We start from the raw sequence: 14,770 nt of genomic DNA, 5'->3' as shown, positions 1-14,770 counted from the left end.
ATGAATAACGACACCGATTCGCGAGGGGTGAACCGGCTTCAACAGAGAAAAGTGCGTGCGATGAAATTGCGAGACCTGGCCGGAGATCAATTTCCGGAACTTGAAGCACAGCTCGAAGGCTCGGCAGGCTTGCTTGATATTTCAGGCCTGTCGTCGGATAGCCGCCATGTGGCGCCGGGTAATGCCTTCGTCGCGGTCGCCGGCACCAAAGCGGATGGGGCGGGCTTCATCGCGGATGCCGCGGGCCGCGGCGCTGTCGTGGCGATCGCTTCCCAGGTCGTCGAGGCCCCCATCCCCGTGCTTGCCGTCAACGAGCCGCGCCGTTTCCTGTCCATCGCCGCCTCGCGTTTCTACGGCAGGCAGCCCGAGACCATGGTCGCCGTCACCGGCACGGCGGGCAAGACATCCGTCGCTTCATTCACGCGGCAGATCTGGGCGCATGCGGGCCACGCGGCCGCGATGATCGGTACGACGGGCGTGGTTTCGCCGACGCGCAACGAATATGGCTCGCTGACGACGCCCGATCCGGTCTCGCTGCACAAGCTGCTTGCCGAACTCGCCGACGAAGGTGTCACCCATGCCTCGATGGAGGCTTCCAGCCACGGTCTCGACCAGTGCCGGCTCGACGGCGTGAAGCTTGCGGCCGCCGCCTTCACCAATCTCGGCCGTGACCACATGGATTATCATCCGACGATCGAGGACTATATGGCCGCCAAGATGCGGCTCTTCGATGTGCTGCTGCCGAAGGGCTCGCCGGCGGTGATCTTTGCCGACGATCCCTGGTCGGCTGAGGCGATCAAGGCGGCGACCGACGCCGGTCACGACGTCCGCACCGTCGGGCGCAAGGGCGACTATCTCACGCTGAAGCGTGTCGAGCATTTCCGCCACAAGCAGACGGCGGAGATTCATATCGGCGGAGAGATTTTCGAGGTGGATATACCGCTGGCCGGCGATTTCCAGGTCGCCAACGCGCTGGTTGCGGCGGGGCTTGCGATGTCGACCGGCATCGAGCCGAAGGTCGCGATGGCGGCGCTCGAGAAACTCATCGGCGCATCCGGCCGTCTCGAACTCGTCGGCCACACCAAGGACGGCGCGCTCGCCTACGTCGATTACGCCCACAAGCCGGATGCGCTGGAAAACGTGCTGAGCTCGGTCAGGCCCTTCACCACAGGCCGCGTCGTCGTCGTTTTCGGCTGCGGCGGCGACCGCGATCGCGGCAAACGGCCGATCATGGGCGAAATCGCCTGCCGCCTTGCCGATGTGGTCATCGTCACCGACGACAATCCGCGTTCGGAGGAGCCGGCTTCGATCCGGACGGAGATCATGGCGGCAGCAAGCTGCGCCTCCGAGATCGGCGATCGCGCGGCGGCGATCCGCGAGGCGGTCGGCATGCTGAAATCAGGCGATACGCTGATCGTCGCCGGCAAGGGGCATGAGGAAGGGCAGACGATCGGCAGCGTCACACTGCCGTTCTCCGATCATGCGGAGGTGCGCAAGGCCTTGGAGGAACTGAAATCTTGAGCTGGCTCTGGACGACCGAAGACATGATCGCGGCGATGGCGGGGCGCCCCTTCGGCACTCTGCCCGAGGGCATCACCGGCATTTCTATCGACAGCCGTTCGATTGCTCCAGGCGAGGCCTTCTTCGCGATCAAGGGCGACCGTGTCGACGGTCATGATTACGCATCGATGGCGATGGCGAACGGCGCGGCGCTTCTCGTCGTCAGCGAGGCGAGGCTTCCCGCCATGGGCCGTCTGACGGTGCCGATGATCGTCGTTGAAGATGTGCTCGCCGCGCTCGGCCGACTCGGTCTTGCCTCGCGCGAGCGCTCGCGGGCCCGGATCATTGCCGTGACGGGTTCTGTTGGAAAGACGACCACCAAGGAAATGCTGCGGCATGTGCTGTCGCCGTCGGGCAAGGTGCATGCCTCCGTCGCCTCCTTCAACAACCATTGGGGTGTACCTCTGACGCTGGCACGCATGCCCGGGGATACGGATTACGGCGTCTTCGAAGTCGGCATGAATCATCCGGGCGAGATCCGACCGCTGGTGGCGATGATCCGTCCCGACGTTGCCGTCATCACGACGATCGCGCCGGCCCATCTCGGCAATTTCAAGAGTATCAAGGAGATCGCCGCCGCCAAGGCGGAGATTTTCGAGGGGCTGGAACCCGGTGGGCATGTCGTGCTCAACCGCGACAATGACCAGTTCAATTTCCTCGACCGCACGGCGCAGTCGCTCGGCATCGAGCATATCCACTCCTTCGGCCAGCATGCCAAGGCCGAATTCCGGCTGGCGGAATTCAACGGCTCGGACGAGAATTCGACACTGTGGCTGACGATCGGCGGCGAGACGCTTGAAGTCGCGATCGGCGCCCCCGGCCGCCATATCGCCGAGAATGCTCTCGCCGCGCTCGGCGTCGTCAGGATCGTCGGCGCCGACATGGAAAAGGCGATCGATGCGCTTGCGACGCTGAAGCCGGAAAAGGGCAGGGGCAAGCGCCACCGGCTTTCGATCGGCAACGGCAGCTTCACGCTGATCGACGAGAGCTACAACGCCAATCCGGCTTCGATGCGCGCGGCGATCGCGCTCTTGGCGGCCTCCGAGCCGACCGGCCGCGGGCGTCGTATCGCCGTGCTCGGCGACATGCTGGAGATGGGCGAGTATGCGCAGAAGGTTCATAGCGATCTCGCCGTGCCGCTGCTTGCGGCCGGCATCGAACATGTCTGGCTCGCAGGAGCGGAGATGGCTGCGCTCAAGGAATCACTGCCGGAAAGCGTCCATGTCGAATATCGCGAGAACACCAGCGAATTGACGGACTATGTACTGGACTCGGTCGTAGCAGGCGACGTGTTCATGGTGAAATCGTCTCTGGGCATCGGTTTCGGCAAGATCGTCGCCGCGCTCCTTGACAAGTTCCCACCATTTTCCGACACGCAACGCGAACTTTGATCGGGTAAACAAGGGGCCCTGAATGCTGATCTGGCTTGTCGAACTGTCGGAATATTTCAAATTTCTGAACCTGTTCAGATATATTACCTTCCGCACAGGGGCCGCTCTCTTCACCTCAGCTCTGATCGTTTTCCTGTTCGGACCGACGATCATCAATTCGCTGCGCATCCGCCAGGGCAAGGGCCAGCCGATCCGCGCCGACGGGCCGCAGACGCATTTCAAGAAGGCCGGCACGCCGACCATGGGCGGGCTGATGATCCTTGCCGGCATCGTCGGCGCGTCGCTGCTGTGGGCCGATCTTTCCAACGTCTACGTCGTTGCCACGCTGCTGGTGACGCTCGGCTTCGGCGCGATCGGCTTCTATGACGATTATCTCAAGGTGACCAAGCAGAGCCACAAGGGCTTCTCCGGCAAGGCGCGCCTCGGCATCGAATTCGTTATCGCCGGCATCGCCGTCTACTTCATGATGCGCACCGCTCTTGCGTCGGGGACTGCCGGCTCGACCTTCGGTTCCTCGATCGCCTTTCCCTTCTTCAAGGACTTCCTGATCAATCTCGGCATCATGTTCGTCGTCTTCGGCGGCTTCGTCATCGTCGGCGCCGGCAATGCCGTTAACCTGACCGACGGTCTCGACGGGCTTGCCATTGTGCCTGTGATGATCGCCGCCGCCTCTTTCGGCGTCATCGCCTACCTCGCCGGCAACGTGGTGTTTGCCAACTACCTGCAGATCAATTTCGTGCCCGGCACCGGCGAGCTTGCCGTCGTGCTCGGCGCCGTCATCGGCGCCGGTCTCGGCTTCCTCTGGTTCAACGCGCCGCCGGCGGCCATCTTCATGGGCGACACCGGGTCGCTCGCACTCGGCGGCACGATCGGCACCGTCGCCGTCGCCACCAAGCACGAGATCGTCATGGCGATCATCGGCGGCCTCTTCGTTATGGAGACGCTCTCGGTCATCATCCAGGTCGGCTTCTTCAAGATGACCGGCCGGCGCGTCTTCCTGATGGCGCCGATCCATCATCACTTCGAGAAAAAGGGCTGGACCGAGAGCCAGGTGGTGATCCGCTTCTGGATCATCGCCGTCGGCCTTGCCATGCTCGGCCTGTCGACGCTGAAGCTGCGGTGAGGCGGCGATGATCCCGGTCACGACGCTCAGGGACAGGAAGGTCGCGCTCTTCGGCCTCGGCGGCTCCGGCTTGGCCACCGCGCGGGCGCTGGTTGCAGGCGGCGCCGAGGTGACCGTCTGGGACGACAATCCCGACAGCGTCGCCAAGGCTTCGGCCGAAGGCATCCTGACGGAAGATCTGCACACGATCGACTGGAGCCGGCAGGCACTGTTCGTGCTCTCGCCCGGCGTGCCGCTCACCCATCCGAAACCGCACTGGACCGTCGATCTTGCGCGCGCCGCCGGCGTCGATATCGTCGGCGACGTCGAGCTCTTCGTGCGCGAGCGCCGCGCCCATGCGCCGGATTGCCCCTTCATCGCCATAACAGGCACCAACGGCAAGTCGACGACGACGGCGTTGATCGCTCATATCCTGAAATCGTCGGGCCACGACACGCAGCTCGGCGGCAATATCGGCACGGCCGTGCTGACGCTCGATCCGCCGAAGGCCGAGCGCTACTACGTCGTCGAATGCTCTTCCTACCAGATCGACCTGGCGCCGACGCTGAACCCCTCTGCCGGCATCCTGCTCAACCTGACCCCCGATCATCTCGACCGTCACGGCACGATGCAGCATTATGCCGATGTCAAGGAGCGGCTGGTCGCCGGCAGCGATGTGGCGATCGTCGGCATCGACGACAGCCATTCGGCGCTGATTGCCGACCGCGTCGAGCGGGCCGGCGTCAAGGTGGTGCGCATCTCGCGCCGCAACGTGGTGGCTTCGGGCATTTATGCCGAGGGCAGCAAGCTCATTCAGGCCGGCGGCGGCGCCATGCTGCCCTTCGCCGATCTCGACGGCATCCAGACGCTGCGCGGCAGCCATAATGCGCAGAACGCCGCCGCCGCTGTTGCCGCCTGCCTTGCCGTCGGGGTTTCCGCCGACGACATTCGCGCCGGCCTTGCCTCTTTTCCCGGCCTCAAGCACCGCATGCAGCCTGTGGGTAAACGCGGCCGCGTCGTCTTCGTCAACGATTCCAAGGCGACGAACGCCGATGCGGCAGCACCGGCGCTTTCGAGCTATGATCGCATCTACTGGATTGCCGGCGGTCTGCCGAAATCAGGTGGTATCACGACGCTTGCGCCCTATTTCCCGCGCATCGCCAAGGCCTATCTAATCGGCGAGGCGGCGGCGGAGTTCGCCGCGACGCTCGGCGAGGCCGTACCTTACGAGATCTCCGGCACGCTGGAGCGGGCGGTCGCGCATGCGGCAGCCGACGCGGAGCGCGACGAGAGTGGTTTTTCGGCCGTGATGTTATCCCCGGCTTGCGCAAGCTTCGACCAGTATAAGAACTTCGAAGTCAGGGGCGATGCCTTCGTCGGCCACGTGGCGGCACTTGACGGAATGACGATGCTGATCGGTCCGGCAACAGGAGAGAAATGACATGGTAAGCCGCGCGGAACGTGGGCCTCTGGCCGATTGGTTCTGGACCATCGACCGCTTCTTCCTGGCGATGTTCATCTTCCTGATGGGTATCGGCTTCATGCTGTCGTTTGCGGCCTCTCCGGCGGTTGCCGAGCGCATCGGGCTCGAGCCCTTCCACTTCGTCAAGCGCCACGCCGCCTTCATGATCCCCTCGATCGGCGTCATGCTCGGGCTGTCATTCCTGACGCCGCGCCAGGTGCGGCGAACCGCAATCCTGCTTTTGATCATCTCGCTTGCCATGATGGTGCTGGTGCTGTTCGTCGGGCAGGAGGTCAAGGGCGGCAGGCGCTGGATCTGGATCGCCGGCCTTTCGATCCAGCCGTCGGAATTCATGAAACCCGCCTTCGTCGTGGTCTGCGCCTGGCTGTTTGCCGAACATGCGCGCCAGCCTGAGATTCCCGGCAATCTCTTCGCCATCATCCTGTTCGGCATCGTCGCCGCTCTTCTCGTCGCGCAGCCGGACCTTGGCCAGACCATCCTGACGACCGCCGTCTGGGGCGGGATGTTCTTCATGGCCGGCATGCCGTGGATCTGGATCATGCTGCTCGGCGTCGGCGGGGCCGGCGGCCTGGTCACCGCCTATTACGTCTTCCCGCACGTGGCGCTGCGAATAGACAAGTTCATGACCGGCGAGGGCGATACGTTCCAGATCGACACGGCGCGCGAGGCGATCATCCGCGGCAGCTGGTTCGGCCAGGGACCGGGCGAAGGTATCGTCAAGCGCATCATCCCGGATGCGCATACCGACTTCATCTTCTCGGTCGCTGCCGAGGAGTTCGGCATCGTCTTCTGCATGGCGCTCGTCGCGCTGTTTTCCGTCCTGGTGCTGCGCGGCCTCTCGCATGCCTATCGCGAGCGCAACGATTTCAACCGCTTCGCCGTCGCCGGCCTGGTGCTGCAGATGGGCATTCAGTCGATCATCAATGTCGGCGTCAATCTCGAACTGCTGCCGGCGAAGGGCATGACGCTGCCGCTGATTTCCTACGGCGGTTCGTCGATGGTGGCGATCTGCGTCACCGCGGGCTTCATTCTGGCGCTGACGCGCCATCGGCCGGAAAAACGTGCGCAGGACCGGAGCCTCTTCCGCGTCCCGCACGGCATGCCGGCGGAGTAAGAGATTATGAGCAAAGGCATCGTGCTGCTTGCCGCCGGGGGGACCGGCGGCCATGTGTTCCCGGCGGAGGCGCTGGCCTTCAAGCTGAAGGAGCGGGGCTATTCGGTGCATCTCGTCACCGACAGCCGGGCCGAGCGTTATGCCGGCAAGTTCCCGGCCGAGGAGATCCATGTCGTGCCATCGGCGACGATCGGCTCGAAAAACCCGGTTGCCGTCGCCCGCTCGCTGTGGACGCTGTGGAGCGGCATGCGGGCGGCGAAGGCACTGATCCAGCGGCTGCGGCCGGTCATTGTCGTCGGTTTCGGCGGCTATCCCACCGTGCCGCCGCTGCTTGCCGCCACCCGGCTCGGCGTGCCCTCGATGATCCATGAGCAGAATGCCGTGATGGGCCGCGCCAACAAGGCCTTGGCGACCCGCGTACAGGGTATCGCCGGCGGCTTCCTGCCGGAGGGGGGCGCTGCTTTCCCCGAGAAGACGGTGACGACGGGCAATCCGGTTCGCCCGGCGGTCATCGCCGCCGCCGAGGTGCCTTACACGCCTTCGCATTCCGGCGAGGCCTTCAATCTCGTCGTCTTCGGCGGCAGCCAGGGCGCGCAATATTTCTCCAAGGCGCTGCCGACGGCGATCAGCCTGCTCGACGACGCGCTTCGCCTGCGCCTGCGCATCACCCAGCAGGTGCGCCCCGAGGATATGGAAATGGTCAGCGGCTGTGTCGCCAAGCTGGAGATGGGCGCCGATATCGCCCCCTTCTTCACCGACATGGCTGAGCGGCTGGCGAAGGCGCACCTTGTCATCTGCCGTTCCGGCGCGTCGACGGTTTCGGAAATCTCCGTCATCGGCCGGCCTGCGGTGCTCGTGCCTTACCCGCATGCTCTCGATCATGACCAGGCGGCGAATGCCGCCGCGCTGGCGGCCACCGGCGGAGCGAAGGTCATTGCCCAGTCGGAGCTTTCGCCAGAGAAGATCGCGGCGATCCTGACGGCTGTGATGAACGATCCGGAAAAGCTTGCGCATATGGCGGCGGCGGCGAAACTCGCTGGAAAACCCGATGCCGCGAACTTGCTTGCCGACATGGTTGAGGCTATTGCCGCCAAACGGACAATAGCGGAATTCAAGAGGACACGCGCATGAAACTGCCGAAGGCGATCGGTCTCGTCCATTTCATCGGCATTGGCGGCATCGGCATGAGCGGTATCGCCGAGGTGCTGCACAATCTCGGCCACAAGGTGCAGGGATCGGACCAGGCCGACAGCGCCAATGTCCAGCGGCTGCGCGACAAGGGCATCGAGGTCTTCGTCGGTCATAGGGCGGAAAACCTGGGTGAGGCCGAAGTCGTCGTCGTCTCGACGGCGATCAAGAAGAGCAATCCGGAACTGATCGCCGCGCGCGAAAAGCTGCTGCCGGTGGTGCGCCGCGCTGAAATGCTTGCCGAGTTGATGCGTTTCCGCAATGCGATCGCTATCGGCGGCACGCATGGCAAGACGACGACCACGTCGCTGGTCGCCACATTGCTCGAAGCCGGCGGGCTCGACCCGACCGTCATCAATGGCGGCATCATCAACGCCTACGGCACCAATGCCCGCATGGGCGAGGGCGAGTGGATGGTGGTCGAGGCCGACGAATCGGACGGCACCTTCCTGAAGCTTCCGGCCGATGTCGCCGTCATCACCAATATCGACCCGGAGCATCTCGACCATTACGGCAATTTCGATGCCGTGCGCGCCGCCTTCCGGCAGTTCGTCGAGAACGTGCCGTTCTACGGCTTCGGCGTCATGTGCCTCGACCATCCCGAGGTGCAGGCGCTGGTCGGCCGCATCGAGGATCGCAAGATCATCACCTATGGCGAGAACCCGCAGGCCGACGTGCGTTTCACCAATGTGCGCATCGACGGCACGCGCTCGATCTTCGATGTCGCAATCCGCCGCCGCCGCACCGGCCAGTTGATCGAGCTCAAGGGGCTGGTCATGCCGATGCCCGGGCGCCATAATATATCTAACGCGACGGCGGCGATCGCCGTTGCCAACCGGCTCGGCATCTCGAATGCCGATATCGCCAAGGGGCTTGCCTCCTTCGGCGGCGTCAAGCGTCGTTTCACGCTGACCGGCGAATGGAACGGGGTGCAGATCTTCGACGATTACGGCCACCATCCGGTCGAGATCAAGGCGGTGCTGAAGGCAGCCCGCGAAGCCTGCAAGGGCCGGATCATTGCGGTCCACCAGCCACACCGCTATAGCCGCCTTGCAAGCCTGTTCGAGGAATTTGCCGCCTGCTTCAACGATGCCGACAGCATTTTCCTCGCGCCGGTTTATGCGGCGGGCGAAGATCCGATCGAAGGCATCGATTCCGTTTCACTCGTCTCGCGGATCAAATCCGGCGGCCATCGCGACGCCCGTTTTCTCACCTCGGCGGAACTTCTGCCGCAGATGGTTGCGGAGGTTGCAAAGCCTGGCGATTTCGTGGTTCTGTTGGGGGCTGGGAGCATCACATCCTGGGCGGCGGCGCTGCCCAAGCAACTGGAAGGCCTATCGGGAAAGTCCGCATGAAACAGGTAAATGGGGAAAAGCTTCTCGCGTCTCTCGGGGACGGTGTAAAGGATATCCGCGGCCGTATCACACCGGATGCTCCCATGGACCGCGTCACCTGGTTCCGGGCCGGTGGCCTCGCCGAGCTGATGTTCCAGCCGCATGACATCGATGATCTCGTCGCCTTCCTGAAGATCTTGCCGGAAGAGGTGCCGCTGACGGTGGTCGGCGTCGGCTCCAACATTCTGGTGCGTGACGGCGGCATTCCCGGCGTCGTGCTGCGCCTGTCGGCCAAAGGGTTCGGCTTCGTCGAACTTGCCGGCGAAAACCGCATTCTGGCCGGCACCATCTGCCCCGACAAGCATGTGGCGGCGATGGCGATGGACAACGGTATTGGCGGCTTTCATTTCTTCTACGGTATTCCGGGCAGCATCGGCGGCGCGGCGCGCATGAATGCCGGGGCCAACGGCGTGGAGACGCGCGAGCGGTTGATCGAGGTCAACGCGGTCGACCGCAAGGGCAACAAACATGTGCTGTCCAATGCCGAGATGGGCTATTCCTACCGGCATTCCACGGCCCCCGCCGACCTGATCTTCACATCGGTGCTGTTCGAGGGCTATCCGGAAGAGCGCGCCCAGATCCGCGCCGAGATGGACGCCGTTCGCAATCACCGCGAGACGGTGCAGCCGATTCGCGAAAAGACCGGCGGCTCGACCTTCAAGAACCCGCCGGGCCATTCAGCCTGGAAGCTGATCGACGAAGCAGACTGCCGCGGCCTCGTCATCGGCGGTGCGCAGATGTCGTCGCTTCACTGCAACTTCATGATCAACATGGGACAGGCGACCGGCTACGATCTCGAATATCTCGGCGAACAGGTGCGCCGCGAGGTCTTCGAGAAAGAGGGCATCAAGCTTGAATGGGAAATCAAGCGCCTCGGCGTCTTCATGCCCGGCCGCGAAGTGCGCCCGTTCCACGGCGTCACCAGCGAATAGGTTTTACGTCACGGCAAGCTTCAGACCTTCGCGCGGCGTGACGATGGGCGACCAGCCGAGAACGTTGCGCGCTTGGGATATGTCGACCTGCAGCGAGCCGCAAAGACGCTGATAGACGGCGTCCTTTCCCACCGCCTTCGCAGCCATGTGCAGCAATATCGGTGGGAGGGGAAGCAACACCGGCTTGACGCCCAGCCCTGCGGCAATTCCCTCGATGAGCCCAGGCGTTGAAAGATCCTCTCCATCTCCGGCAAGAAACGTCTCGCCTGCGGCGGCGGGATGCGCCATGCACGTGATGATCAGGTCGATGAGATTTTGCACCGCGACCAAGGTGCGGCGGTTCTTCAGCGAAGCGAAGGGGAGCGGCAGTCTTTTACGGACAAGGCTGACGAGCAGGGCGAAGTTGCCCCTGGCGCCGGGGCCGTAGACCAGCGGCGGGCGAATGACGACGGTTTCCATGCCCGTGCGGGCGGCGATTTCGCGTAAGCCGATCTCGCATTCCAGCTTCGAAATGCCGTAGGGATCGATGGGCTTCGGCGTGTCGTCGTGGCGAAACGGCCGGTCGTTCTCTTCGCCGTTGACCTTGATGGTACTGATGAAGACGAACCTCTTTACGCCGGCGCGGGCGGCTTGTTCGGCAAGATTCAACGTGGCGGCAGTGTTCGTTCGGCGGAATTCCGCAAGCGGGTCGGCCGCCCGGTCGTTCATGATGTGAACGCGGGCGGCGAGATGGACGATGACATCCATGCCCTGAAGAGCCGGCGTCCAGTCGGTCGCCTCGGTCATCTCGATGGGAAAATGCCTGATATCCCCAGGGAAGGCTGAGGCCGCCAAGCGCGTCGTCACCGAAAGCTCTGAGATGCTCTCCTTATGCAGTCTTTCGACGAGGGGACGGCCGACAAACCCGGCTGCGCCGGTGATGAGGCATCGCATGATCTTTTCCCTATGCTGGAGCAGAATTCTGGCTAGCCGGAACTGATGATCGCATCAATAAAAATCGCCGAGGTTTTCCGCTGCGGGCCAGCAGCTCTGGCTGTTCTGGATTGCATCGTTTTCCAACAGGGCACTCGGTGGGCTGGTGTGGACGTTCCTCGACGCCGTCGACTGACTGCAAGACATCGGGGTATCCCATTGAGCCGGCGCGGTTTTTCCGCGTTGGCGCTTTTGTGCCAATGGATCGGCAAGCACCTTGGCTTCGGTAGTCCGACGAAGCGAAAGTTAAAAAATCGCAGGCGCGGCAAGAGGAAGTTAACGAAAGTAAACACTTCATTAACCATAATGATGCTCTACTGCAGCCAGATCGGACAAGGGTCTGAAACGGTGCCGACAGCTTCGCGCAAGCGTCGATTTCGAGAATGGAAGTTATTTTTGGGGGTGTTGATGAGTCGCAAGCATGTCGCTGTCCTGATGGGCGGATTTTCCTCGGAACGGCCGGTCAGCCTTTCCTCGGGAAAGGCTTGCGCAGAGGCCCTCGAAGCCGGAGGCTTCAAGGTGACGTGCATCGATGTGGCGCGTGACGTTTCCGAGAAACTCGCGGCGCTGAAGCCGGATGTCGTCTTCAATGCGCTGCATGGGCCCTTCGGTGAGGACGGCACGATCCAGGGGATCCTCGAATATCTCGAAATCCCCTATACTCATTCGGGCGTGCTCGCCTCGGCTCTGGCGATGGATAAGGACAAGGCGAAGCTTGTCGCTGCCGCCGCCGGCATTCCGGTCGCCGAATCGCAAGTCATCAATCGTTTCGCTTTTCCCTCGGCGCATCCGATGAAGCCGCCCTATGTGGTGAAGCCGGTGCGTGAGGGGTCGAGCTTCGGCGTCGTCATCGTCACGGAAGATCAGGCGCATCCGCCGCAGGTCGTCAGTTCCCCCGAGTGGCATTACGGCGAGGACGTGCTCGTCGAGCGCTATGTCTACGGCCGCGAACTCACCTGCGGCGTCATGGGTGAGACCGCGCTTGGCGTCACCGAGGTGGTGCCGCAGGGCCACAATTTTTATGATTACGATTCCAAGTATGCGGCAGGCGGTTCAAAACACGTCATCCCGGCGAAAATTTCACCGAATATTTACCAAAAAATACAAACATTGGCGCTAAGGGCGCATCAGGCAATCGGTTGTCGCGGCGTCAGTCGGTCGGACTTTCGTTACGACGATCGTTTCTCCGAAGACGGCGAAATCATCTGGCTGGAGGTCAATACCCAGCCAGGCATGACTCCAACCTCGCTCGTGCCCGAAATGGCCGGTCATGCCGGCTATTCCTTTGGTGAGTTTCTCCGGTGGATGGTGGAGGACGCGTCTTGTTTGCGTTGACGGTCAAGAAGATAGGGCGCCCCAGCCATCATGCTGCGCTTCCGATGATGGAAGCCGAAGAGCGATTTGTGCTGCCACGCCCGCTGCGCCGCGTCACCCGCTTCCTGATCAGCCTCGGCAGCGGCCGCATCTACATCCCCGCCCATACGGGCACGGTTTCGGCGCTGGTTTTCCTGGCTGCGACCGGGCTTTACGGCATGTCGCTTGGCGGTCACACGGAAGCCGTCGCCCAGGCGACGACGACGGCGGCTGGTTTTGCCATCGAGGACGTGAAGGTTTCCGGCAATTCGGAGACTTCCGAAATCGAAATCCTGCAGCTGATCGGCCTCGACGGCACGACCTCGCTGGTCGCCCTTGACGTCGATGCCGCTCGCCGGAAGATCGCGCATCTTCCCTGGGTCGAAAGCGTCGAGGTCCGCAAGGTCTATCCGAAGACGATCGAGGTGAAGCTCAAGGAGCGTCAGGCCTATGCCATCTGGCAGCACGGGCAGGAGCTTTCGCTGATCGAAAAGAACGGCAGCGTCATTGCGCCGCTGCGCGACAACAAGTTTTCGGCGCTGCCGCTCGTCGTCGGCCGCGATGCGGAAACGGCAGCAGCCTCGCTCGACGATGCCTTCTCGAAGTGGCCCGATGTGAAGGCCCGTGTGAAGGCCTATGTCTGGATATCAGGCCGTCGCTGGGACCTGCACATGGATAACGGCGTCGTCGTCAAGCTGCCGGAAGACGGTATCGACCAGGCACTGGCGACGCTGTCGAAGTTCGACAAGGAACACCAGCTCCTGGAGCGGGACATTGCTGCGGTCGATCTCAGGCTGTCGGATAGAACCGCGATCCAGCTGACGCCGGAGGCGGCGGTCCGCAGGCAGGCAGCGGTGACGGAGCGTACCAAGGAATTGAAGAAGGCGGGGCAGAATATATGAGCTTGTTCGGTTCATCCCATTTCGGATTGCCGCGCCTGAAGCCGCTTTCGTCGAAGCGGTCGCATGTCGTTTCGGTGCTCGACATCGGCTCGACCAAGGTCGTCTGCATGATCGGCCGGCTGACGCCGCGCGAGGAAAGCCAGATCCTGCCGGGCCGCACGCACAATATCGAGATCATCGGCATCGGCCACCAGCGCTCCCGCGGCATCAAGACCGGCGTGATTGCAGATCTCGACGCGCTGGAAGGCGTCATTCGGCTGGCGGTCGACGCGGCTGAACGCATGGCCGGGCTGACCGTCGAGAGCCTGATCGTCAATCTGACGGCCGGCCGCCTCGGCAGCGACATCTACACCGCGACGATCGATCTCGGCGGCCAGGAAGTCGAACTCAACGATCTGAAGAAGGTGCTGTCGGCGGCCTGCCAGCAGTCGCTGCGCCAGGACCGTTCGGTGCTGCATTCGCTGGCGACCGGCTTTTCGCTCGACGGCGAGCGCGGCATCCGCGATCCCTTAGCAATGTACGGCGATGCGCTCGGCGTCGACATGCATGTCGTCACCGCGGAACGCTCGGCGCTCAAAAATCTCGAGCTCAGTGTCAATCGCGCGCATCTTTCGGTGGAAGGAATCGTTGCGACACCCTATGCATCCGGTCTTGCCGCACTCGTCGACGATGAAGTCGAGCTTGGCTGTGCGGCCATCGACATGGGCGGCGGCACGACGACGATTTCGGTCTTCGCCGAAGGCAAGCTTGTCCATACCGATGCCGTCGGCCTTGGCGGCCATCACGTTACCACCGATCTGGCGCGCGGCCTTTCGACCCGCATCGAGGATGCGGAGCGGCTGAAGGTCGTGCATGCCACGGCGCTTTCGAATTCCTCCGACGAGCGCGAGCTGATTTCGATCCCGCCGATCGGCGAGGATGATCGCGACCAGCCGTCGCAGGTGCCGCGGGCGCTGGTTTCGCGCATCGTTTCGGCCCGGATCGAGGAGACGATGGAACTGATCCGCGACCGCATCCAGCGCTCAGGCTTCAGCCCGATCGTCGGCAAGCGCGTCGTGCTGACCGGCGGCGCCAGCCAGTTGACCGGCCTTGCCGATGTGGCGCGGCGCATCCTTGCCCGCAACGTCCGCATCGGCCGTCCGATGGGGGTCTCGGGACTGCCGACGGCGGCCAAGGGCCCGGCCTTTTCGACGGCGGTCGGCCTGATGATCTATCCGCAGGTCGCGGACATGGAAACACATGCGTCACAGAGCGGTCTGCTCATGTCGCTTGGGGGAAATAACAGCCGCATAGCCCGGATGGGCCAGTGGCTGAAGGAAAGCTTCTGAAATTTGCGTAATTGGCCGGCGTGGCGATGCGGCCAGAGAGAGAAGGAACAG

12 protein-coding genes are annotated in these 14,770 nt (G+C 63.1%); 11 read left to right on the top strand and 1 reads right to left on the bottom strand.

Annotated features, from left to right (window positions below):
- The 8 genes from CO666_RS03145 to murB are packed head-to-tail and all read left to right on the top strand — an operon-like array spanning position 1 to position 10,164.
- The gene (locus CO666_RS03145; protein ID WP_097610694.1) at positions 1–1,521 is read left to right on the top strand and encodes a UDP-N-acetylmuramoyl-L-alanyl-D-glutamate--2,6-diaminopimelate ligase; all 1,521 of its coding nucleotides are present in this window, start codon (positions 1–3) and stop codon (positions 1,519–1,521) included.
- The gene (locus tag CO666_RS03140) at positions 1,518–2,951 is read left to right on the top strand and encodes a UDP-N-acetylmuramoylalanyl-D-glutamyl-2,6-diaminopimelate--D-alanyl-D-alanine ligase (RefSeq protein WP_097610693.1); all 1,434 of its coding nucleotides are present in this window, start codon (positions 1,518–1,520) and stop codon (positions 2,949–2,951) included. The genes CO666_RS03145 and CO666_RS03140 overlap by 4 nt, the downstream gene beginning before the upstream one ends.
- 22 nt (positions 2,952–2,973) lie before the next feature.
- Positions 2,974–4,074 carry a phospho-N-acetylmuramoyl-pentapeptide-transferase gene (gene mraY, locus CO666_RS03135; protein WP_085737793.1) on the top strand — a complete coding sequence of 367 codons (1,101 nt, stop codon included), beginning with the start codon at positions 2,974–2,976 and terminating at the stop codon, positions 4,072–4,074.
- 7 nt (positions 4,075–4,081) lie between these two features.
- On the top strand, positions 4,082–5,494 hold the full coding sequence (gene murD, locus CO666_RS03130) for a UDP-N-acetylmuramoyl-L-alanine--D-glutamate ligase (RefSeq protein ID WP_097610692.1): 1,413 nt from the start codon (positions 4,082–4,084) through the stop codon (positions 5,492–5,494).
- 1 nt (position 5,495) lies between these two features.
- Complete coding sequence (gene ftsW, locus CO666_RS03125; RefSeq protein ID WP_085737791.1) at positions 5,496–6,650, top strand: putative lipid II flippase FtsW; 1,155 nt, start codon at positions 5,496–5,498, stop codon at positions 6,648–6,650.
- Positions 6,651–6,656: 6 nt separating this feature from the next.
- Entirely contained in the window at positions 6,657–7,781 is a 1,125-nt protein-coding gene (murG, locus tag CO666_RS03120) for an undecaprenyldiphospho-muramoylpentapeptide beta-N-acetylglucosaminyltransferase (RefSeq protein ID WP_097610691.1), read from the top strand.
- On the top strand, positions 7,778–9,193 hold the full coding sequence (gene murC / locus CO666_RS03115; protein WP_097610690.1) for a UDP-N-acetylmuramate--L-alanine ligase: 1,416 nt from the start codon (positions 7,778–7,780) through the stop codon (positions 9,191–9,193). The genes murG and murC overlap by 4 nt, the downstream gene beginning before the upstream one ends.
- Positions 9,190–10,164, top strand: a complete 975-nt coding sequence (murB, locus tag CO666_RS03110; protein ID WP_097610689.1) for a UDP-N-acetylmuramate dehydrogenase — start codon at positions 9,190–9,192, stop codon at positions 10,162–10,164. The genes murC and murB overlap by 4 nt, the downstream gene beginning before the upstream one ends.
- Positions 10,165–10,167: 3 nt before the next feature.
- On the opposite strand, the gene CO666_RS03105 is transcribed toward murB, so the two are convergent.
- A complete protein-coding gene (locus CO666_RS03105) occupies positions 10,168–11,097 on the bottom strand; it encodes an NAD-dependent epimerase/dehydratase family protein (protein WP_097610688.1) in 930 nt (309 codons plus the stop codon).
- Positions 11,098–11,544: 447 nt separating this feature from the next.
- Here CO666_RS03105 and CO666_RS03100 point away from each other — a divergent pair, with 447 nt between their 5' ends.
- Genes CO666_RS03100 through ftsA form a run of 3 tightly spaced genes read left to right on the top strand, consistent with a single transcriptional unit; the run spans position 11,545 to position 14,719 of the window.
- On the top strand, positions 11,545–12,471 hold the full coding sequence (locus CO666_RS03100) for a D-alanine--D-alanine ligase (RefSeq protein WP_097610687.1): 927 nt from the start codon (positions 11,545–11,547) through the stop codon (positions 12,469–12,471).
- Positions 12,459–13,391: a cell division protein FtsQ/DivIB gene (locus tag CO666_RS03095; RefSeq protein WP_085737786.1), complete on the top strand. Its 933-nt coding sequence runs from the start codon at positions 12,459–12,461 to the stop codon at positions 13,389–13,391. Before CO666_RS03100 ends, CO666_RS03095 begins: the two co-directional genes overlap by 13 nt.
- Positions 13,388–14,719, top strand: a complete 1,332-nt coding sequence (ftsA, locus tag CO666_RS03090) for a cell division protein FtsA (protein ID WP_003565034.1) — start codon at positions 13,388–13,390, stop codon at positions 14,717–14,719. Before CO666_RS03095 ends, ftsA begins: the two co-directional genes overlap by 4 nt.
- The last annotated feature ends 51 nt before the right edge of the window (positions 14,720–14,770 follow it).

Origin of the sequence: Rhizobium chutanense (assembly GCF_002531935.1) — a bacterium.
GTDB classification, from domain to species: domain Bacteria; phylum Pseudomonadota; class Alphaproteobacteria; order Rhizobiales; family Rhizobiaceae; genus Rhizobium; species Rhizobium chutanense.
This window is presented reverse-complemented; position numbering and strand designations above follow the sequence as displayed.